The 20,632-nt window shown below is 57.2% G+C and carries 26 protein-coding genes; 9 read left to right on the forward strand and 17 right to left on the reverse strand.

Translation table 11 applies throughout. The annotated features are described in order from the left end of the window. From ACZ92H_RS21615 to ACZ92H_RS21690, 16 genes are all read right to left on the reverse strand, one after another. The coding region (locus ACZ92H_RS21615) for a phage tail protein (protein ID WP_465052373.1) at positions 1-359 on the reverse strand (359 nt) is incomplete at its 3' end. After that, positions 356-976 (reverse strand): phage tail protein I, encoded by a 621-nt coding sequence (locus ACZ92H_RS21620; protein WP_465050968.1) that lies wholly within the window; start codon positions 974-976, stop codon positions 356-358. The genes ACZ92H_RS21615 and ACZ92H_RS21620, both read right to left, overlap by 4 nt. Next, positions 969-1,880: a baseplate assembly protein gene (locus ACZ92H_RS21625; protein ID WP_465050969.1), complete on the reverse strand. Its 912-nt coding sequence runs from the start codon at positions 1,878-1,880 to the stop codon at positions 969-971. Before ACZ92H_RS21625 ends, ACZ92H_RS21620 begins: the two co-directional genes overlap by 8 nt. Continuing rightward, positions 1,877-2,212: a GPW/gp25 family protein gene (locus ACZ92H_RS21630; RefSeq protein WP_465050970.1), complete on the reverse strand. Its 336-nt coding sequence runs from the start codon at positions 2,210-2,212 to the stop codon at positions 1,877-1,879. Before ACZ92H_RS21630 ends, ACZ92H_RS21625 begins: the two co-directional genes overlap by 4 nt. Positions 2,213-2,217: 5 nt before the next feature. Beyond that, complete coding sequence (locus ACZ92H_RS21635) at positions 2,218-2,880, reverse strand: phage baseplate assembly protein V (RefSeq protein WP_465050971.1); 663 nt, start codon at positions 2,878-2,880, stop codon at positions 2,218-2,220. A 236-nt stretch (positions 2,881-3,116) separates the two neighbouring features. Next, complete coding sequence (locus tag ACZ92H_RS21640; RefSeq protein ID WP_465050972.1) at positions 3,117-4,235, reverse strand: hypothetical protein; 1,119 nt, start codon at positions 4,233-4,235, stop codon at positions 3,117-3,119. A gap of 104 nt (positions 4,236-4,339) precedes the next feature. After that, complete coding sequence (locus tag ACZ92H_RS21645) at positions 4,340-4,807, reverse strand: phage virion morphogenesis protein (RefSeq protein WP_465050973.1); 468 nt, start codon at positions 4,805-4,807, stop codon at positions 4,340-4,342. Continuing rightward, entirely contained in the window at positions 4,804-5,292 is a 489-nt protein-coding gene (locus tag ACZ92H_RS21650; protein ID WP_465050974.1) for a phage tail protein, read from the reverse strand. The genes ACZ92H_RS21645 and ACZ92H_RS21650 overlap by 4 nt, the downstream gene beginning before the upstream one ends. Then, positions 5,276-5,788, reverse strand: a complete 513-nt coding sequence (locus tag ACZ92H_RS21655; protein ID WP_465050975.1) for a lysis system i-spanin subunit Rz — start codon at positions 5,786-5,788, stop codon at positions 5,276-5,278. Before ACZ92H_RS21655 ends, ACZ92H_RS21650 begins: the two co-directional genes overlap by 17 nt. Then, complete coding sequence (locus tag ACZ92H_RS21660) at positions 5,785-6,345, reverse strand: glycoside hydrolase family 108 protein (RefSeq protein WP_465050976.1); 561 nt, start codon at positions 6,343-6,345, stop codon at positions 5,785-5,787. Before ACZ92H_RS21660 ends, ACZ92H_RS21655 begins: the two co-directional genes overlap by 4 nt. Further along, positions 6,345-6,716 carry a hypothetical protein gene (locus ACZ92H_RS21665; protein ID WP_282406127.1) on the reverse strand — a complete coding sequence of 124 codons (372 nt, stop codon included), beginning with the start codon at positions 6,714-6,716 and terminating at the stop codon, positions 6,345-6,347. The genes ACZ92H_RS21660 and ACZ92H_RS21665 overlap by 1 nt, the downstream gene beginning before the upstream one ends. Before the next feature lie 65 nt (positions 6,717-6,781). Continuing rightward, positions 6,782-6,997 (reverse strand): tail protein X, encoded by a 216-nt coding sequence (locus ACZ92H_RS21670; RefSeq protein WP_465050977.1) that lies wholly within the window; start codon positions 6,995-6,997, stop codon positions 6,782-6,784. After that, a complete protein-coding gene (locus tag ACZ92H_RS21675; RefSeq protein WP_465050978.1) occupies positions 6,997-7,500 on the reverse strand; it encodes a head completion/stabilization protein in 504 nt (167 codons plus the stop codon). Before ACZ92H_RS21675 ends, ACZ92H_RS21670 begins: the two co-directional genes overlap by 1 nt. 95 nt (positions 7,501-7,595) lie before the next feature. Next, entirely contained in the window at positions 7,596-8,312 is a 717-nt protein-coding gene (gene gpM / locus ACZ92H_RS21680; RefSeq protein ID WP_465050979.1) for a phage terminase small subunit, read from the reverse strand. Beyond that, positions 8,312-9,331: a phage major capsid protein, P2 family gene (locus tag ACZ92H_RS21685; RefSeq protein ID WP_465050980.1), complete on the reverse strand. Its 1,020-nt coding sequence runs from the start codon at positions 9,329-9,331 to the stop codon at positions 8,312-8,314. Before ACZ92H_RS21685 ends, gpM begins: the two co-directional genes overlap by 1 nt. Before the next feature lie 48 nt (positions 9,332-9,379). After that, positions 9,380-10,168, reverse strand: a complete 789-nt coding sequence (locus tag ACZ92H_RS21690) for a GPO family capsid scaffolding protein (RefSeq protein WP_465050981.1) — start codon at positions 10,166-10,168, stop codon at positions 9,380-9,382. Between the two features lie 136 nt (positions 10,169-10,304). On the opposite strand from ACZ92H_RS21690, the gene ACZ92H_RS21695 reads away from it, so the two are divergent. The 6 genes from ACZ92H_RS21695 to ACZ92H_RS21720 all read left to right on the forward strand — a co-directional run bounded on the left by ACZ92H_RS21695 (position 10,305) and on the right by ACZ92H_RS21720 (position 17,230). Next, the gene (locus tag ACZ92H_RS21695) at positions 10,305-12,104 is read left to right on the forward strand and encodes a terminase ATPase subunit family protein (RefSeq protein WP_465050982.1); all 1,800 of its coding nucleotides are present in this window, start codon (positions 10,305-10,307) and stop codon (positions 12,102-12,104) included. Further along, the gene (locus tag ACZ92H_RS21700) at positions 12,101-13,162 is read left to right on the forward strand and encodes a phage portal protein (protein WP_465050983.1); all 1,062 of its coding nucleotides are present in this window, start codon (positions 12,101-12,103) and stop codon (positions 13,160-13,162) included. Before ACZ92H_RS21695 ends, ACZ92H_RS21700 begins: the two co-directional genes overlap by 4 nt. Continuing rightward, positions 13,159-13,374 carry a hypothetical protein gene (locus ACZ92H_RS21705; protein WP_465050984.1) on the forward strand — a complete coding sequence of 72 codons (216 nt, stop codon included), beginning with the start codon at positions 13,159-13,161 and terminating at the stop codon, positions 13,372-13,374. Before ACZ92H_RS21700 ends, ACZ92H_RS21705 begins: the two co-directional genes overlap by 4 nt. Before the next feature lie 540 nt (positions 13,375-13,914). Then, a complete protein-coding gene (locus tag ACZ92H_RS21710) occupies positions 13,915-15,048 on the forward strand; it encodes a sensor histidine kinase (RefSeq protein ID WP_465050985.1) in 1,134 nt (377 codons plus the stop codon). A 784-nt stretch (positions 15,049-15,832) separates the two neighbouring features. Then, positions 15,833-16,171, forward strand: coding sequence for a hypothetical protein (locus tag ACZ92H_RS21715; protein WP_465050986.1), 339 nt, complete (start codon positions 15,833-15,835; stop codon positions 16,169-16,171). A 465-nt stretch (positions 16,172-16,636) separates the two neighbouring features. Then, positions 16,637-17,230: an RNA polymerase sigma factor gene (locus ACZ92H_RS21720; protein WP_465050987.1), complete on the forward strand. Its 594-nt coding sequence runs from the start codon at positions 16,637-16,639 to the stop codon at positions 17,228-17,230. A gap of 160 nt (positions 17,231-17,390) precedes the next feature. On the opposite strand, the gene ACZ92H_RS21725 is transcribed toward ACZ92H_RS21720, so the two are convergent. After that, entirely contained in the window at positions 17,391-17,861 is a 471-nt protein-coding gene (locus ACZ92H_RS21725) for a response regulator (protein WP_465050988.1), read from the reverse strand. A gap of 150 nt (positions 17,862-18,011) precedes the next feature. Between ACZ92H_RS21725 and ACZ92H_RS21730 the strand changes: the two genes are divergently transcribed. The 3 genes from ACZ92H_RS21730 (at position 18,012) to ACZ92H_RS21740 (ending at position 20,290) form a co-directional block, all read left to right on the forward strand. Beyond that, positions 18,012-18,260 carry a hypothetical protein gene (locus tag ACZ92H_RS21730; protein WP_465050989.1) on the forward strand — a complete coding sequence of 83 codons (249 nt, stop codon included), beginning with the start codon at positions 18,012-18,014 and terminating at the stop codon, positions 18,258-18,260. Positions 18,261-18,524: 264 nt separating this feature from the next. Further along, the gene (locus ACZ92H_RS21735) at positions 18,525-18,902 is read left to right on the forward strand and encodes a response regulator (protein ID WP_465050990.1); all 378 of its coding nucleotides are present in this window, start codon (positions 18,525-18,527) and stop codon (positions 18,900-18,902) included. Positions 18,903-19,072: 170 nt separating this feature from the next. Next, the gene (locus ACZ92H_RS21740; RefSeq protein ID WP_465050991.1) at positions 19,073-20,290 is read left to right on the forward strand and encodes a GAF domain-containing sensor histidine kinase; all 1,218 of its coding nucleotides are present in this window, start codon (positions 19,073-19,075) and stop codon (positions 20,288-20,290) included. The last annotated feature ends 342 nt before the right edge of the window (positions 20,291-20,632 follow it).

Consider the following 20,632-nt stretch of genomic DNA (forward strand, 5'->3'; position numbering starts at 1 on the left):
GTGCGGCCGCTGCCCTCGGCCATTAGGGGTTTGTAGCTGGGCGGGCAGTTGGCCACGGCGCACAGGTCGCCCGCCTCGTCGTAGATGCCGATTTCGCGTATCCACCAGCCGCCCACGTCTTCGGGCAGGACTTGCTCGACAATGATCTGGCTGGTGTTGGCCGGGTCGATGGTCAGCTGGTTCAGCCCGGCACGGCGCACTTCGCGCACCAGCGCCTTTTGCGTGCGCGCTGGCATGGGCAGATTGCCGTTGCCGTCGCCCACGGCCATGGTTTTCAATTTCAGGGTTTGGCCCAGGGCGATGGCGTTGGCCAGCTTGGCCTCGCCCACTTCGGTCAGGATGGCAAAGTATGTGCTCATGGATAGATGGTCAGGGTGTCGATGGTATGGGATGCGCCGGCTTGCAACAGCGTGCCGCGCACTTCGATGGTTTCCGCGATCCAGGGATACACGGTCATGGCGTCGCCGTGGTAGGCGCAAGCGCCCGCGTAGATGCTGCCGCGACTTTCCAGATAGATGGCCAGGCCCGTCATGTGCCGGCTGACGGGCTTGGCGTCAGCGATCAGGCGTTCCATTTCCTGAAACATGGCGTCGGTGATGCCCGAGTCCAGCACGCCGACGTCGAGGCGGAAGGTGCCCGGCACGCCGGCCGGCGTGGTCTGCCACCACTCGGTGATGCGGATCAGGTAGCCCAGGGATTCCACCACGCGGCGCACGGCGGCGATCGTGCCCTTGTGCTTGTGGATGAAATAGGATGCTTTGATGGTGCCGCGCTTGGTCGATTCGGGCCAGGCGTCATCCCAGCGGTCGACGGAACAGGCCCACGCCAGGAACGGCAGCAGGGCGACGGGGCAGCGGTCGGCGTTCCACAGGTCGCGCAGCGGCACGGGCACGTTGACCAGCTCCGCGCAGGCCACGGCAATGGCGCGTTCCAGCGCCGTGCTGTTGGGCGGCAGGGTGGGCACTAGCTTATTCATCGAGCACCACGACATTGAGCTTGATGGCCGTGCAGCGCGCGGCCTGGGTGGCGTTCAATTCCATATCCGCCGCCGGTTTGGTCAGCTCGACTTTGCGCACGCCCTCGACGTGCACGGCGGCGCTGCAGGCAGAGCGATAAATGCTGTGGCCCAGCGGGCGGCGCGGCTGCGACACGCGCACGGCGTTGGCGCGGGCAGCATCCAGCAGAATCGGCACTTCCGGGCCGACGCCGATAAACAGGGTGGCCTCGATCTGGTAGTCGATGACCTGGGCGGCCTGCACGCTCAAGCGGTCGCCCAGGGGGCGTACTTCGTCGGCGTTAAGCGCGCGCGCCACGGTGGCCAGCAATTCGGCGCTGGCGATGCCGGTCGCATCGTTGGCCAGCACCGTGACGGTGACGCTGGCCGGCGCGGGGCTGGTGGCGCTTGCGTCCTTGACGCGGCCGTCGCTGCTGCGGGCGTGGAATTCGTACGACGCCTTCGGGCCGGCGACGGACAAGCCGTCCGGCGCTTCCTGGATGCGCAGGCGGTAGGCGTCGTTGTCTTCCATGACGGCGGCCACCGGCGGCAGTGCGCTGGGATTGGCCGGCGTGATGACCAGGCGCGCAACGTTGACGTTGGCGCCCAGCTGATCCAGGTCGCCGTCTAATGCAAATGCCAGCATGACGGCCTTGCCGGCATCGTTGACGCGGTTGCGCAGGATGGTTTCCTGATACGCATTTTCTTCCAGCAGCTTGGTCGCCGGCTCCGATTCCAGTTCCAACAGGGCCGTGACGGCCGCGCGCTGGGCTTCCGGCAGCAGGCTGACCAAATGCGCTTTGCGCGTGGCGAGGATGGCCTCAAAGTCCAGCACTTCCACCACGCTGGGCGCCGGCAACTGGGTCAGGTCGATGGGCGCGCTCATACGGCACCGCCTTGCTTGACGGGCACGGCCAGGGTGATGCCTTGGCCATTCGCCGTGCCGTCGAGCAGCAGGGTGATGGCGCCGTCCGTGTCGCGCGTGAGCTGCACGCTGGCGAGCTGCAAACGCGGCTCCCAGCGGCGCAGGGCAAAGGCGGTGGCGGCATAGATGCGCAACTGCGTGGCGCTGTTCAGTGGCTGGTCGATCAGCTCGGGCACCTCGGAACCATAGCGGCGACGCCGGATGCGCGAACCCATGGGCGTCGTGATGATGTCGGCCACGGACTGGCGCAGGTGATCCAGGCCCGTCAGGCTGCGCCCGGTGGCGGCGTGCATGCCCATCATGCTTGCGGCCCGCCCGACTGGTCGCCGCCGGCCTTGACGCCGCTGTGCGGATGCTTGGCCAGGCTGATGGCGCCGGCCAGCACGTCCTCGCTGGCCTTGATCGTCCCTTGCACGGCCATGGCCACGCCGCCAGCGGCGCCGGCCTTGGCATTCACGCCTCCGTTCAGGGCGGTGGCGCCGTTGACGGTGGTCGATTGCTCGACCAACAGATTGCCCATGACGGTCAGGTCGCCCGTGCAAATGGTGCTGGGGGCGTTCGACGTCACCTTGTCGGCGGTAATGGTGGCCGTACCGCCGGGGAGCGTGGCCGTCAGTGCATGGGCCGCATGGTCGTACTGCACCACGGCGCCGTCGGGGTAATGCGTGGTGTGGATAGTGGCGCTGGATTCGGGCGCGTCAAATTCCTGCGAGTACAGCGCCGGCAGGATGATGCCGCGCGTCAGGTCGCCGCCAGGGGAAAAGACGATCACTTGTTCGCCGATGGTCGGCGCCGACCAGTTGCGCGTGCTGCCGGCGCGCCGTGTGGCCCATTTCAGCCATTCGGTGGTGAGTGTCGGCCCGAGCCGCACGCGCGCCTTGGCTCCTTTGACCTCGGCAATGGTGCCCAGGCGGATCAGGTTTTGCAGCAAGCGGAGGAGGTCGGACAGGTCGGCGTTCATGCAATGCATGTTGCCGAAGTCCGCGTGCGGATGCACGCGGGGGCGGGTTGATATACGACTTAGCGACTATAGCGGCCCATGATGCATAAACTCATATTTTCCAATTAGGGACGATGTGGCAATTGCCCGCTTCCGTCCCCGTTGCAAACGATAACTGGTAGGTCGAACGTTTAGCATAAGGCATTCTGGTAGGTTCACCCGGATCAAGGCTACTACTCCGAAAGGTAACGTTGACGTCACGTAGTTGTCGGAGGACGCAGGCTGGTGGCTGGCCGGTTTAACGATGAGTTAGTGCCTACTGGCGATAAGATGACAAGTCGCGCATCTATACTGCCAACTGTTGTGTCCAGTTGCTCCATCTCATTGGGGGTATCTGGCAAAAATAGAATAATGCCGCTCTTTACTCCGCCAATAAGTAAGTACTGCTCTACTTGAGCGACGGCATTCTCATAATTTTGAGGGTAGAGTCGCCGCTTGAGTTCGATTACTAGGCGATCCTCTCCGCGAGAAACCAATAGGTCAGCCCGGAATGGCTTGGCTGGGTCCAAGCGAGCTTCGGTTTCCACGTTGAGTTCTGGAGCTGCAGAGGCGAGGAAACCGTGGAGAGCACCAATTACTTGGGACTCCGTCAGCTTGGCATTTGGGGCCGTAGTAGGCGGCATATGAATTGCACAGAACTGCTTAAGCAAATCTGTCACGCGTGGCAAGAGTTCTGCATTCAGTGTCTGTGCCAAGTTAGCGGCTAGCTGCATTTTTTGCGCTTCAGCCTCAGCCTGCGACCGTTTAAACGCTAAACCCTCAGCGATTTGGTCGAGAAGCAGACACGCAAAGGCCGAAACGGAAACTATAGCGAGGAAAGCTTCACTTTCGTCGAAATCTAGCTTGTAGTCATGCGCCGAAGGATTTCGCCACTGAGTACGATATGTCGTCAGTTGGCTTAAAACCCGACTACGGAATGTGTTGCTCTGCTCTAGATAGCTCTCGATGTCATACGGTCGCTTCTTTGCCGGGTCTTGGTCGGCGAGTACGCGATATGCCTCTTTGACACTTCCTTCGAAGGCTTGATTAGTTCGATAGATAGCATCAGTAAAGGCTGTGTCGTCATCAGTTTCTTGGCCGCGCGAGAGATGGCGAAAAGCCGTCTCAATGTGTAAAAGAACCGCCTTCAGTCCCGGGATGTAGTCCCCCTCGTCAAGGACTAAAATCTTCTTTCTTAATGTTTCTACTAGGTCCATGTGTATTAAGATCTTTCGATTAGTTAACACTTTATTTGGCGGAAATTTATCCGGCGAAGAATTGCTTTCAATCATTGCACCGCAAGATTTTTTGTCGCCGTAAAATTCCAATGTCACCAACTTTCTGCTCCTGGTGGGTAGCGTCGTCGGCAAGTTGCTATAGGTTTCATACGACTCTAACTCATTTGATAACTAATGTCAGTTGAAGTTTGCATTGATGCATCTCAATTTTTATCCATGTGACGCAACAAGGATTCGCGTATCAACGTCCGATCCGGGTCACTCAAGCCCAGCAGCGGCCGCTCGGGGTACTTGTAGGCGGGCCCTTTTTTGGTAGCGCAGTCTTGCTGGCCAAACTGATGCACACGCGCCACGCGCGCCACCCAGCCAAAGAACCCGACTTCGATCCGGTCGCCAGTCGCCTTTACTTTCAGGTGCTTGGCGGTGCGAATCTTGGCGAACATCGCCACCTTCTGCCGTTTGATCCGTCCATTCTTCCCCTTGAATTCCTTGCGCCGCTTGCGCGCCGGGTACGCGGTACCATCCGGCCCCTGCTGCGCCTTGATGCGCTGCGCCTGGCTGCGGCGCAGGTCGATGGCCACCTTGTGATTGATGGCGCGGCGCTGGGCCGGCTGCAACTTGGCCAGCAGCGCCCCGGCCCAGGCTTTCAGGGCGTGCAGGTCGTCGCTCATGCTGTCGCCTCGGGCGTGCGCCATTCGGCCAGCAGGGTTTCACCGGCGTACAGTTTCCAGAACTCGTCGGCGTAGGCGGGCATGTGCTGTATCTCGGCCAGGTGCTTGATGTCCAGGCGGCCCGCCTCGCCGGCCTTGACAGCCACGCGCTCGGTCAGGTCCAGCTTGATCGAAATATCGACCGTTTCATGGTTATTAAAATCCACCTCGAAGGCGATGCCGTGCTTGCGGGTTTCTTCGTTGGCCATCAGGTCGGGCTGATGGACTTTGAGCCAGGCGATCAGAGCCACCATGATGGCGTCGGCGTCGCCCGCGTAATCGGTGACGATCAGGTTGAGCTTGAAGCGGTATTCGAAGGAGAGGGAGGCGGTGGCCGACGCCACCACGTTGCCCTCGTCGGCGAAGACCAGCAGGCGGTCGGGGTCGCGCTGCAGGTCGGGGATGGCGGCGGCTAGGTGCTGGCGCAGGCTATTCGGTTTGTACATGGTAGGTGTCGCGGATCAGGTTGTAGGCGTCGATACAGGCGTTCAGCTGGCGGGTGGCGTCGTCGCCATCGCCGGCAATGGCGTCAAGAGCTGCCGCAGTCGCTGCGTCAAGTTCGGCGCGCGCTTGGTGCCGATCGCCTGCGGTAGCGGCGGTATCTGCAGTTGTGGCGCACTGGGCACTGGCGATGGGGATTGACAGGCGGACAGCGCCGCTGCGCACGTCAGCATTGAAATGGTCACGCTCATTTTTCGCATGGCTTTGTTTCTGGGTGAGGTGATCGGCGCGCTGCGCCAGGGCACCGCCGGCCGCGCGTTCCAGTGTGAGCACGCGGGCCGTGGCCTGGGCCACTTCGGTGGCGGCGGTGGTTTTGTTGGTGGCGGCCGCCCGCTGCAGTGCGGCGATGCTGGCATCCTTGCGCCAGCCCTGCGCCGTCCAGCCCGCGATGGCGCCGCACAGGAGGACAGCGGCCAGCGAGCGCCAGGTGCTCCCGGTCACATGGCCACCCGTTCCTTGATCCAGCCGAACAGAAAACGGCGCTGGGTCTTATTGGCCTCGGTGATGTCCAGGTAGCGCGCTGCCTGCAGTCCGTTCAGGGCGCGCAGCAGCACGGTGGCGCCATCCTGGCTGCGCCATTTCAGGAAGGCGGCCAGCGCGCCCAGCGACTGCGCGCCCAGGCGGCCGTCGACAAACAGGGCGGGGTAGCGGGCGCCCGTGTCGTTGAAACCGTTCAGCCAGCGCTGCAGGAACTCGGCCGCGCGGTGCGGTCCCATGTTGACGCCCGTGTCGATCACTTCGGCGCCGATGCCGGCATGCAGTGCCAGTACCTGGTCGAATTTCGGTTCCGTGATGTAGCGGGCCGTGTAGATGGCGCGCGCCACCGTCACGGGCAGCTCGCGCATCGGCCCCGTGTAGCCGTTGGCGCGGGCCACGGCCACGGTGATGCCGAAGTTCGTTTCACCGCCTTTGTCCTGCGGGTCGTTCACATAGCCGCCTTCGGCGCGCAGGATGGCGTCGATGGTGCGCGCGATCAGGGGATTTTCCATGGTGGCCATCAGTGCTCCTTCGCGTCTTTGACCAGCTCGGCGATGTCCTTGTCGCTGCGGCGCTGGAACCACAGGGCCACGGCGCGCGATACCCACCAGCCGGGCGCGCCCACGATCAAGTCGATGGCGGAGGCGTTGACCATGGCGCCGATGCTGGGCAACTGGGCGCACAGCAGCTGGTACACGGTGCCGCCCAGCAGGCAGGAGAACACGCCGGCGCAGGCCAGGCGGGCGACGAATTCGCCCTTGTTGAAGGTGCCGTCGGCATTCAAAGGCGGCAGCACGATGTAGAGCATGGCCGCGCCGACCATGCCCAGAGCGGCCTTGAAGCCGTACAGTTTGACCAGGGTGGCGAAACCACCAAACGATTCTGCGGACATTGCTTGATACTCCGGGGTGAAGTTAGATAGATTTTTCATGAGGGTAAAAATGGTGGATTGCTGCGTTAATCCCATAGCTGCACAAGATTGGCTGCCGCCACTTGGCCCGTGCTGGGCACGGGCTCGGGCAGGGTGACGACCAAGCCGGCCGGCAGCACGGCGCCGTGGCGCGCCAACGCGGGATTCATTTCCAGGGTTTGTTCGACGTATCCCGCGCCGTCGCCCAGATAGCGCCACACCAGGGCGTCTATCGTGTCGTGCTGCCGCGTGCGCACCTGCATCAGATCAGTTCCACGGTCAGGTGCGTGCGCCCGACGATATCGGCGATGGCCCATTGCGCGTTGCGCCGCTGCGCGCCGGGCGCTTCGTCCAGCCACTCCATGCTTTTCTTGTCGCTGACGGACGTGGCCGTGCTGTCGTAGTCGCGGTAGCGCTCGATCAAGTCGGCTTTCGCCGTGCTGTAGACGGCGCGCCGGTACTGCGCCAGCAAGCGGGATTCGCGGTTGATGCGGGTGGCCGGCACGTCAACGAGGGCGGCGTTACCGGCTGCGGCCTGCTTGCGCTGCCAGTCGGCCAGCTCGCGGTTGACCTGCAGGATGGCATCGACCACGGCTTGCACCAGGCGCGCGTCGGTGACGGTGCCGTCCAGGCGCATGGCGTCGCGCATATCGGTGAGATGAATATCGGGAAACCAGCCGTCGTTCTCGATGATGCCAGGGGCAACCGCTGGCGGCGCCGGGGCGGTGCCGGGCGGGATGGACGGGGGCAGGGCCATGAAGGACATACGGGGCGCTTTCAAAATGGGGCGGTGGACGGGGTTCATCAGGCCGATGGTTCAGCCAGAATCCCCCCGTGCCGCCGTGCTGCGGGGGATGCTCTTTACGTGGAACCGGCCGCGCGCTTGATGCGCCGCTCTAGCCGTTCCATATCTTTCTTGACGCCGCAGGACTCCGACAGGGCGCGGGCACGTTTCAGGTGGCCCATGGCCGTTTCCGCCTGCGCCAGCAGCGCCGGGGCGATGTCCGTGTCGTCGGCCTGATCCAGCACGGCGATCATGGCCAGGCCGATGGCCTTGTGCAGCTTGGCGCGCGCCTGGTCGGGCGCGTCGCTGGCGGCCGTCAGCTGTTCCACCTGGCCCAGCACCTGCGCCGCATGCTGTGGATCGGCGGCCAGCTTGCCGTGCAAGTAGCCCTCGGCGAACTCGTCGAGCATCAGGGTGGCGATGTCGCGGCTGTAGGCCTCGGGCAGTGTGAGCTTGTGCGCCAGCGCGTATTCGGCCATGACCAGGGCGCGGTCATACTCGCCCGTGTCGATGTGCCACACCAGCAGGGTGGCGAAGACGTCATCCTGGGCGCCCTTGCCACCGGCCAGCACACCGTCGATCCACTGCGCGTAATCCGGCAACAAGGTGGCCTTGACCTCGATCTTGCGTTCGACGGATTGAATGGACTTCAGGCGGCGCCGGTCGTCGGCCAGCTTGTAGAGCATCATTTCGTAGGCCGTGCCGGTGGTGACGCCCTGCGGCGCGGCGGCGCCGGCCGTGCGCTCGGCCAGCATGCGCGCGCGGTGGCGCAGGGCGGGGGATTGGTTAGCCATTACTTGTCTTTCAGCTCGATGTTTTCCACCAGCGCGGCCAGGCCCAGGTCTTCGATCACGTAGGCGTCATTCGACGACTCGTAATTCTCGATGCGGTCGCGCTTGGGCACGTCCTCGACGCGGCGGCGGCGCGCACCTTCCTGGAAGTAGATCGACAGATTGTCGAAGCGCGTAATCAGGATGGCGTTGTCAGGGAAGAAGGGCACGCGCGCGGCCGGCAAGCCGCCGATGCGTTTCTGGCTGATGATGATGTCAGCCGCCAGGGTTTCCGTGGGCGCATGTTTGGTATTGACCAACGGGAAATACTTGTCGTTCAACAGCTTGCGGCCGACGATGGCCACCAGATTGGTGTCTTCCTGGTACCACGGGTCGAGCAAGTTGACGGCATCCGTCACGGCCGCGTCGAGGTTGGCATACTCGGCGCCGTCCACGTCGCCGATGATGACCTTGCCCGGCATGCCGGCGGCGACCAGGCCCAGCACGCGCTCGGGCGCCAGCTCGCGCAGGTGCTGCAGCCAGCCTTTATTGACGTCCTGCAGCAGCGGATTGGCATCCAGATCGGTGTCGGCCATGGCTTTCACGCCATTGAAGCCGATGACGATGCGGTCGAGCGCCTGGCGCGTCAGGATGGCATTGGCCACGCGCGACTGGAAGTCGGGGAACTTGGCCCAGGCGTCCAGCTTGGCATAGTTCAGATGAGTGTCGAAGTTGGTCTGCTCGCAGCGGTACTTGGTGCCGTCCAGGGTGGACAGGTCGCGCGTCTTGCGTTCCTTATCCTTGGTGTTGGTGCGGCCGGCAATCGGGCCGGACACGCCCAGGCCCAGCTTTTCGCCTTCCTGCTCGGTCACGCCGATGATGTTCACTTTCGACAGGAACTCGCTCGATTCCTGCATCTTCGTTTCCAGCTTTTGCTGCACGCTGGGCGTGACGCTGAAGGTCTTGGCCACGTTGTCTGTGTCGTTCAGTTGGCCCAGGCGGGTTTCATATTGGCCAAATACCTGGCGCGTTTGCTTTTTCATGAATCAGTGCTCCGTTGTTGAATGGGGTGTGGTGGATGGCGCGGGCGCTTAAAACTCGGTCTGCACGGCGCCGTCGTTGCCGGTGGCGGCCGGGCGGCGCGGGCCGATGCCGGGCGCCTCGTCCATCTGCGCCTTGAAGGTGGCCAGCTCGTCCTGCGTCGCTTTCTGCGCCTTTTCCGCGGCATCGAGGCGCTTGAGGGCATCGGCATAGTTGTCGTTGGCGGTGACGACGTAGCCGGCCAGCGCCTCGACTGCTTCGCTGATGTCGGCGAACTGCGCGGCATCGGCGCCGGATTTGTTCGAAAAGCGCGACAACAGGTTTTTCACGGCGTCAGCCAGCCTGGTGCCCTGTGGCTCTTCAAATTCCAGCGTCACCTCGACGGCCGATGTAAACAGGTTGGTGCTTTGCTGCTTGCGGCTGGCGGAGAATTGCAGCGCCTCGGTGCCCAGGCTGGCGGGGCTGTCGGTGACGCCCAGGCCTACCAGGTAGGGCTGCGCCGAGTCGGCAAAGTCCGGCTGAATTTCCAGGCTGGTGTACAGCTTCTGTTTCGCCTTGTTGATGGCCACCAGTTCCGGCGTGGGTTCGATCTGCGCAAACAGGGCCAGTTTCTTGCCGCTTTCGGTGTCCACCTCTTCGGCTTTCACGGCGATCACGTCGCCGTAGGCCTTGAATTGGCTGTCGGGCAGGATGCCGCGAATGTGTTCCAGCCAGATGCGCGCGCCGTAGGTTTTCGGGTTGTAGGTGGCGGCGATCTGCTCGATGGTGGAGCGGTCGATGTTGCGGCCGTCCGTGGTGGCACCTTCGGTGGCGACGCGGAAGAATTTCGATTTGGACATGGTGGGCGTTCTCGGTGGATCGGATAACGCCATGGTCAACGTCTTGGCGCCGCGATTCAATGCGCTGCGGGTTGCTATGGGCCATAGTGACTTTTGCCTTTCCCCGTTCCGCGCGCGCGCGGCCTACGCTGGCGGCATGTTAGGAATCCATCAAACCCCTGAAGAAAAAATCGCCGAACTGGCCGTGCCCGAGTCCGAGCCGCGCCGTGCCGCGCGCGCCCTGTACTGGAAGGGCTGGCGCATTTCGTCCATTGCCCGCCACCTGGGAATCAAGCGCAGCACGATCAATAGCTGGAAAGAGCGCGACGAATGGGACAAGGCGCAGGCCATCGAGCACGTGGAAGCGTCGGCCGAGCTGCGCCTGGTGAAACTGATCGAAAAAGAGGTCAAGAGCGGCAGCGATTACAAGGAAATTGACTTGCTGGCGCGCACCATCGTGCAGATGGCGCGCGTGCGCCGGTATGAACAGCCGGGCGGCAACGAGGTCGATCTCAACCCCAAGCTGGCGAACCGCAATGCCGGCCCGAAGAAGAAGCCGACCCGCAACGACTTCAGCGAAGAGCAGAAAATCCAGCTGCTCGACGCCTTTCAGGATTCGCTGTTCGACTATCAAAAGGTCTGGTATCGCAACGGCGACCAGCGCACGCGCGCCATCCTCAAGAGCCGCCAGATCGGCGCCACCTGGTATTTCGCCCGTGAAGCGCTGGCAGACGCCATGCAGACGGGCCGCAACCAGATTTTCCTCTCAGCGTCCAAGAGCCAGGCCCACGTCTTCAAGCAATACATCGTGCAATTCGCGCGCGAGGCGGCCGGCATCGAGCTGACGGGCGACCCCATCGTGCTGCCAAACGGCGCCCACCTGTATTTCCTGGGCACGAACGCGCGCACGGCGCAGGGCTACCACGGCAATTTCTACTTCGATGAATTCTTTTGGACACAGAATTTCCAGGAGTTGAACAAGGTGGCCTCGGGCATGGCCATCCACAAGAAATGGCGCAAGACCTACTTTTCCACGCCATCCTCGACCACGCACCAGGCTTACCCGTTCTGGACGGGCGAGCTGTTCAACAAGCGCCGCGCCAAGGCCGACCAGGTCAACATCGATGTGAGCCATGGCCGCCTGTCGTCGGGCTACACGGGTGAGGACAAAATATGGCGCCAGATCGTCACCATCCTGGACGCCGAGCGCGGCGGCTGCAACCTGTTCGACATCGACGAGCTGCGCAACTTCGAATACAGCCCCGACCAGTTCGACAACCTGCTGATGTGCAATTTTATCGACGACTCGGCCTCGGTCTTCCCGCTGGCCGAGCTGCAGCGCTGCATGGTCGATTCCTGGGTGGAGTGGGACGACTACAAGCCCTTGCTGGGCCTGCGCCCGTTCGGCAACCGGCCCGTATGGATCGGCTACGACCCAGCCTTGAACGGCGACAGCGCCGGCTGCGTCGTGCTGGCGCCGCCCATGACGGCCGGCGGCAAGTTCCGCATCCTGGAGCGCCACCAGTGGCGCGGGCAGAGCTTCGAAGACCACGCGGACGCCATCCGCCAGATGACCCAGCGCTACAACGTCGAATACATCGGCATCGACACCACGGGCATGGGCATCGGCGTGTTGCCCATCGTGCGCGGCTTCTTCCCGGGTGTGACGGCCCTGAATTACTCGCCCGAAGTCAAAACGCGCATGGTGTTGAAGGCGAAAAACATCATCAGCAAGGGCCGGCTGGAATTTGACGCCGGCTGGACCGACATCGCGCAGTCCTTCATGGCGATCCACAAGACCCTCACCCCCAGCGGGCGGCACGTGACCTATGTCGCCGGCCGCAGCGACGAAACTGGCCACGCCGACTTGGCGTGGGCTTGCATGCACGCCCTCGATCACGAGCCCTTCGAAGGCACTACTGAAAACAACCACTCTTTCATGGAGATTTATTCTTGAGAAAAGCACGACATTTGCGCGCGCGCGGCCAGCAGGCCGGGAGCGCACCACCAGCGGCCACGGCACCGGCCGCCGCCGGCATCGAGGCGTTTTCCTTCGGCGACCCCACGCCCGTGCTGGAGCACGCGGATATTCTCGACTGCTTCGAATGCTGGAAGAACGGCCATTGGTACGAGCCGCCCGTCAACCTGTCCGGCCTGGCCAAGTCCTTCAACGCTGGCGTGCACCACAGCAGCGCCATCCACTTCAAGGCCAACGTGCTGGCGTCCACCTTGATCCCCAGCAAATATCTGTCGCGGGACGCCTTCAAACGCATGGCGCTGGACTTCCTGACCTTCGGCAATGCCTACCTGGAAGACCGGCCCAGCCGCAGCGGCAAGGCGCTGGCGTACCAGCATGCGCTGGCCAAGTACATGCGGCGCGGCGTCGACCTGGACACATATTTCTTCGTGAACGGCTACCAGGCCGTGCATGAATTCGACAAGGGCCGGGTGTTTCACCTGATGGAGCCGGACGTGAACCAGGAGCTGTACGGCGTGCCGCAGTACCTGAGCGCACTGCAATCGGCCTGGCTCAATGAGGCGGCCACCCTGTTTCGCCGCAAGTACTACAAGAACGGCTCGCACGCCGGTTTCGTGTTCTACATGACGGACGCCGCGGCCAACACGCAGGACGTGGACAACCTGCGCCAGGCCATGCGCGACAGCAAGGGGCCGGGCAACTTCCGCAACCTGTTCATGTACGCGCCCAATGGCAAGAAGGACGGCATCCAGATTCTGCCCGTGTCGGACGTGGCCGCCAAGGACGAATTTTTCAATATCAAGAGCGTCACGCGCGACGACCAACTGGCCGCGCACCGCGTGCCGCCCCAGCTGATGGGCATCCTGCCGAACAATGCCGGCGGCTTCGGCGCCGTGGAACCGGCCGCACGCGTCTTCGCGCGTAACGAGCTGGTGCCGCTGCAGGCACAGTTCATGGCGATCAACGAGTGGGCGGGCGTGGAAGTGGTGCGCTTCGCCCCGTATGACCTGGCCACAGGTGGGGAGGGCGCGGCATGAGCGATCATATCGACAACACGGACAGGATCATCTTTGCCGAAGTGGCGCGCGGCCTGGCCGCCGTGCGGCGCCGGCCCGCCCTGGTGGCGCATGGCTGTTGCCACTACTGCGACGAGGCGCTGGCGCCTGCGCTGTTGTTCTGTGATGTGGATTGCCGCGACGATTACGAAAAGGAGCAGGCGGCCAAGGCCCGCGCCGGCCGCCCAGGATGACCGTCACGCCGCGATAGCCGGCAGGGCGGGGCCGCGACAGGCCAGCCGCGCCAGAGCGCCCCAGCCACCGTACAAGCCGCCCATGAGGCGGCTTTTTCACGTCCGGAAGAAAAATGTTGCACAAGAGGCAGGGAAATGCGTCATTTCTGCCCGGCACATGTATTGGACCACTGCCTCACACGTGCCTGTTATGCATGGGGCTTATGGCGCAAATTTGCGCTTTGGCCAAAAGCGCATGAAGAGTGTTGTGGCAGAGCGCATACGAGGGGGCGATGCAATTTGATGCACTTTTTGAGCGGTTTTTCTCGCAGGTTGTGCGATGGAGTGGAGACTGTGGTTTTAGTGAGTTAAAGCAAATGCATCGAAGCATCATAGTCTGATTGCTCTAGCACTCGCGGTCGATGGAAAAAATTTGCGAATGGCAGAGTTAGATGTATATTTTAAGTAACTTTTTTGCAATAAGTGCTAGTATTGAAAAGGGCTGTGGTGCTTTTCTGGCATCAAGCTATAGGTGTCTGACGACGCCCATAGGAGCAGACAATGATGTACGAATTTCTTATTAATAATCGAGAGAATCTCGCTGCTCGTTGCAGAGAGAAGGTTTCGGGGCGTCCAGGTCGACAAGCATCTAAAGTGCAGCTACAAAATGGCGTTCCAATGTTTCTAGATCAGTTGATCAGGACGCTTGCAATAGAGCGAACGTCTGATCCAGCTGTTAGCCAGAAAATCTCAGGTCCTGCGGGTGGTGGTTTAGCTTTATCAGAGATGGGCGTAACAGCGGCGGCGCACGGAAGGGAGTTGTTAGAACTAGGGTTCACGGTTGATCAGGTTGTTCATGACTATGGGGATCTTTGTCAGGCAATTACAGATTTGGCAATTGAGCGTGATGCGCCTTTTCAGGTTGAGGAGTTTCGAACGTTGAATCGGTGTTTGGACAATGCGATTGCAGATGCGGTAACGGAGTTTAGCTATCAACGTGACTTCATCTCTGCAGAAAAACTTGTGAAGGACAATAATGAACGCCTCGGATATTTCGTTCATGAACTTCGAAACCTATTGGGAACGACATCATTGGCATTTACTGCTGCAAAAATCGGCAACTTAAATCTTTCAGGGGCTACTGGGGCAATACTTGAGCGAAGTATATTGAGCTTAAGCAAATTAATAGATGAATCTTTGAGTGATATTAAGGGCGTAGGTAATTCAGAAGTCGTATTGAGCACCTTTAGTTTGTCTTCGTTTATTGCGGAAGCTCAGGCATCTGCAGAACTCTCGGTAGGGAACTATAGCTGTACTTTTAAAGTAATGCCAGTGGATGTTGATTTGGCAATCTCAGGTAATAGATCTTTACTGTTGGCTGCATTAGCTAATATTTTGCAGAATGCATTTAAATTCACACGTAAAAATACTCAAGTATTGCTTAGTGCATATGCGTCAGCTCAAAACATTAGAATTGACGTAAAAGACAATTGTGGAGGTTTACCCCAAGGCACTGAGGAATCGATTTTTCTGCCGTTTTCGCAAAGTGGGAAAAATAGAACTGGTGCTGGCCTAGGTCTCACGATAGCAAAGCAAAGCGTAGCGGCAAACGGAGGGGCGCTTTGCGTACATAGTATTCCAAATGTCGGTTGCATTTTTACGATCTCCCTTCCCAGGAGAATTGTTGCAACATAAATCAAGGTGCCGGGCGTGGAAGAAACTTGTTTTACACGAGTGGAAGACTCGCTATCGTCCCTTCAGCCAATGCATCAGCCCGTATCCCTCTAATAGCAGTTGGTTGCCATCCTGCCTTACACAGCCAGCGGCTTTGGGCCAGTGGGATCGGCTCTGCGCGTCTTAGTCAGTAACGAGCGGGTGCTCATGCCGGTGCAGTTCATGTTGATGATCGACTGAGCGAAAGTGTAAATGTCGCGTTTCGCTTCATATGATATGCCCTGGCCGCACAGGATGACCGCCACGCTGCGGTAGCGGGTAGGGTGGGGTGGGGTTGCGATAGCCCACTGCGCCGGAGCGCCTCAGCCGTTGCATAAGCCTCTCACGAGGTGGATTTTTCACTTACCGGTGAACGACGTTGCCTTAGATGCAAGAAAAAGCCCCGTTTCGGCCCGGCGCGCGCAGTTGTCCCCCCTCCACACCTGCCCGCTATATAGGGCTCTTTTGACTCAAATTTGCGCCATGGCCTAAGGCGCATGAGGACTGGCGCAGCGGGGTGAAGTGGGGACATGCGATTTGACGCATTTTGACGCACTTTGAGCGGTTTTTTCTGCGGCTGGCGTTGCGACGTGGGAACGGTTTTGTTTTCGCGCTGTGCCGCGTCCTGGCGCGCTTCTGCCCATGCATTGGTGTCTGTATTCTGCGCATGGTTCATCTTCACGCCCTCGCATCATTGCCAAGCATTGCGGCCTTAAGAACTCTTGATATACTGTATGCATGTACAGTGCATTACTCAGGTGTCACAATGATTGTTAAAATGTTAAAGATGCGCCTTGCTGGGGTAGAGGTGCCCAAGCGACGGCTGCATGACCGCTATAACTCGGCCCGGCCCGGAACGTTGGAAGTCGTTGAAACCACAGACCAAGGCTTGCACCGCTTGGTCAAGCTGGCCCGCTTCACTTACGGCGAAAGCGGAAACCACGTTGAGACACTTTTCGATGTGAATTTGCTCTGGTATCGGGATGGGCGCATGGTGTTGTCAGGGTTTGAACGCAGCAAAAAAGACATGCAGTTTTGCGACTATGCGCAGTCCTGGCTGTGTTTTGTCGGGACGGAGCCGCCATCGATACCAGAAGGCAGGTAGGTAAATTGTCATTTTTGCGATCTACACCGCGGCAATAGCGATCATACCCGACAGCATATGACTATTCGTTTCACTAATTGAATTGCCTATCGATGTTTGGCTAGGATACATAGCATCAATCATACATTTCGCTTGACGTGCTCGGTGAGCTGAAAGTCGAGAGTGTGTGATTCGGAACCATTCTTCAGTTGACAATATAGAGATGTTGCGTCATGCCTGCAACGCGCGGAAAGAAACTCTAAAGTAGAAACCATCATTCCGCAATGTCAAAATCCAGGGAGTTATGTGCGGTATGGAACATAAAATTTTATAATTTTTTTGGTTACAAATGGTGAGGATTTTTTTGGAAGGTCACGTTATGATTGAAAAATACTTCACTGCTGAATGTGTTCTAATGGCTTTTTTGCATCATTGCAATAATTGCATTATTTAATTAAATTTTAAATTCTTCGGGGTTAATTAATTATGAATGGTGAAATTGTCGCCGTTAGGGGAAATAAGCATGCTGATTTAATTTTTTGGATCGAAAAAAATGATAATCAATCTTTTAGATTGCTTTATGAATCATCGAACAAGCAATTGTTATTCTATGCATATAAAATTGTTAGGAACATGCAAATTGCTGAAGAGGTTGTGCAGGAAACATTTGCTTCGATTTGGCTTCATGCCAATCGTTACAATCCAAATATGGGAAGTCCAGTGACGTGGATGAGAAAGATTGTTAAAAACAAAGCTCTGGACGCATTGAGAGTAGCTGAAGTTTATCTTAGAAATGAAAATTTGAAAGAAATGGACGAAAAAAATACATCTAATGTTTTTTTCGAACCCGAGGCTATTTTAAGTGAAAAGCAGACCTCAGTCATTTTTATGAAATACTTAAAAAATCTTAATGGGTCTCAAATGGAAGTAATCTATCTGTCATACTACGGCGGTCTTAGTCACACAGAAGTTGCGAATTTGGTGGCGGAGCCATTGGGAACTGTAAAAAATCGTATTAGACTTGGAGTTTTAAGTTTAAAAAGGAAGCAATATATATTATTGAGGGATGTATGCAATTAATTTCATATGGCTATATTTTAACGCAAGTAAGAATTAATCAATTCTTCATTTGTTTTTCAGTTAATGTGTAATTGTAAACAATATTATTTTTTGAACGGATATTTTGAAAATAGATTAAAAAAAATCTTATATTAGAAGAGGGGGGTGTGGGAATGCTAAATTATTTGGAAAAATTGCTAGCCTTGTCAATGACTGGTGCGCATATGTCTCCTATGCCTGCAGGCTTGACAACAACATAATTGAAACCAACATTCAATGCTGTAGTGCGATAGGTAAGTCCCATATGTCCCGAAAGCGCCACGAAAAAAGTATTCGTAAGGTGACGTAATTTTTTAAGTTTTGCAACAAGTTCAAATGGTGCAATATTGTTTGATGAGCTACATATGTAAATAACTTCAAAGCTACGTTGTCTCGATATCGACAGTGCATCCGGTCCCGTATACACAGACACTACGTCGTGGCCGTAGATGTTTAATAGAGTAGCGAACATTTCGGCTTGGTCTTGACTAGCATCGACAATGAGGATGCTGACACTACGTTTAAATACAGGTTGATGATATCGTTTATCACTATGGGAACCTGGCCCAAGGCATTGAACATGAGCAAGTGCGGATTGTATATTTAGCAACATTTTTCAACCTTGCCTTAATATCGAATAGTAATGTGTAATAGCATAGATAAGTTTGCTGACTATGTCATTTGTTTTTGATAACTTTTTAAGGTTTTTGATGAGTGTTCCGAGGATTGCAGTTCTGCAGATTGGCTGGAGGAAAGTACGTAGATGAAGTATGAGACGGGTTATGAAGTTGACGGATTTGAGTTCCATATAGATGCCCGGCAAGATGAAGAGGGGAAGTATCAGGGGCGAATTTTTTTTACGACGAACGGTGAAACGCAACAGCGGTATGTGCCCCCATTCCTGCTATCCACCCTGACTGCTTTCAAAACTGTTCGAGGAGCGCGTATCGAAGCGGAAGCACTCGCTTATGAGCTAATAAAAACAAGAACGATCAAAGCGTTGCTACCTTAGATTTTGAGTGAAAAATTGTTGGTTGGGCCGCCGTACCCATATGAAGAGCTAGCTCTGTTGATGAGCGTCCATGCTACTGCCAGTGCATTTTCCGTGAACGAACTTGAGGCTTAGGCATGTTTAACTAAAAATTATGTATAATTCCTTTAATGCATACTTTTCTTTTCAGTCACAGCCACCGACTGGCCTACCCGTGCCGCCCCCAAATTTGCCGGCCCAACATGTGTCTAGTTACGTAGACACCACACTAATGGCGGATATATCATGGCAAGCCAGCACCCACCTCTACGTATCATGGTCGTCGATGACAATCGCGACGCAGCGGATCTGATCGCTGAATTTTTAGTCATGTGCGGCCACGATGCCCGGCCAGCCTATGGCGGCGCCGAAGCGTTGCAAACCGCAAATTCTTTCACCCCTGACGTAGTCTTCCTTGATCTTGGCATGCCAGACATTAGTGGTATCCAAGTCGCACAAATGCTGAGGCAGGAAGCACAGTCCCAGCATGTCAAAATTATTGCCCTCACAGCTTGGGGCGACGAAGCGACACGTGCTCAGACCAAAGCCAACGGTTTTAATTTTCATTTGACAAAACCTGCTGCCTTAGCCGAGATACTTGGTGCGCTAGATGTAACTGGCTAAGCGTATAATTGCTTGCTTGTTGCCAGCCTTTCGAAAATACACGCTGCATTTTTGTTGCCAATGATGAATCGCCAGCTCGCAAAACGGCTTTTTGTTAAAAGCTTGGCTCACTTTCGTCCCCAACTTCGAACACCGTGCAACAGAATTCTTCTTAGAGATAACGATAATTCATGAGTAATTTATCAACGGCTGGGGAATTAAAATTTAACGATGTTGTGTTGGTGCAATCGATTGCGGCCGTGCCAAAAATTATGCGTGTCATCGCAGAATCCACTGGCTTGCGTTTCGTGTGCATTGCGCGGATAACCGATAATACTTGGACATCGTGTGCTCTCCTCGACAGGTTGGGTTTTGGCCTGGTGCCGGGCTCTGAACTTGTGTTGTCGAGCACTCTTTGCGATACCGTCCGTGAGCAAAGAGCCTCTGTTTTTATCGACAACGTTAGCACCAGTGCTCTTTACCACGACCACCCAACACCCAAGCAATACGGGTTTGAAAGCTATTTCTCAGTACCCTTATATTGGCAAAATGGTGAGTTCTTTGGTACTCTGTGCGGCCTCGATCCTGCACCGAATGACCTTTCGACAGGAAAGGTAATCGATTCGTTGCATTTGTATGCTGAGCTAATCTCCTTACAACTGGATACTGAAAAGCGCGTTATTCTTAGTGAAGATGCTCTCCAGGAAGAGCGTGATACCGCGGAGTTGCGTGAACAGTTTATCGCGGTCCTCGGTCATGATTTGCGTACGCCCCTGTCTTCTATTCTCAATGGTGCTGAGCTGATCAAGCTTATGTCGCCTTTGGACAAAGTCAACAGTGTTGCAGACCGCATCTTGCGTAGCGGCAATCGTATAGCGCATTTGGTAGATGATTTAATGGATTTTGCTCGCGGCCGACTTGGCGGAGGAATTCCCCTCGCTATGACGATCGCTAGCGATTTAGACGCTCAATTACGCCATGTTGTTTCTGAACTTGAGAGCAATTATCCTGGCCGCGTCATTAATACCGATATTGACGTGCCACAGCAGCTACGTTGCGATCCGGGCAGACTGACACAATTACTGTCGAACCTGTTAGTGAACGCACTTATGCATGGTGATCCAGAGAAGGCTGTTGATGTGACAGCCCACTGTCATGCAAGTGTATTGCAGATATGCGTCAGCAACCAGGGCAACGCAATTCGGCCGGATATATTGGGGCGCCTTTTTCAGCCATTTTGGCGCGGTACGGAGACCGCCCCGGGAATTTCTGGCTTGGGTTTAGGTTTGTACATCGCGTCACAAATCGCCAAGTCCCATGAAGGCGAACTGATTGTTGACTCGACCGGGGAGCGTACAATTTTCACTTTTAGCATGGCGACAGGTTCGGCAGAGCAAACCTCCATATAGACAAAGTGATGAAGGCCTAGATAGCCTTGCGGCGGAGGCGTTGGCTTACAATAGAATTTTTACAAGGATATTCGTGGTGTAGGTAGAATGGTAGGTATGCTTTTTGTGTGTCTTGTAAGAGCCCCATGAATACTGGCTATTCGTATTACACCGCTTCCGCCAGGAAATAAAGAAACCGCCTTCGGGCGGTTTTTTATTGCCTGGCGGAAGCGAGCAGGGCGGCGCCCTGCGTGTGAGATTCGAAGGGCTGGGCTTACCGGCCCAGCCCGCCCCGAATCCTCCCCCTGCTGCCGCTGCGCGGCGGCCACGCGCGCCGTGGGCGCGCGTTCGTGGTTCTAATTA

The organism is Janthinobacterium foliorum (genome assembly GCF_978021625.1).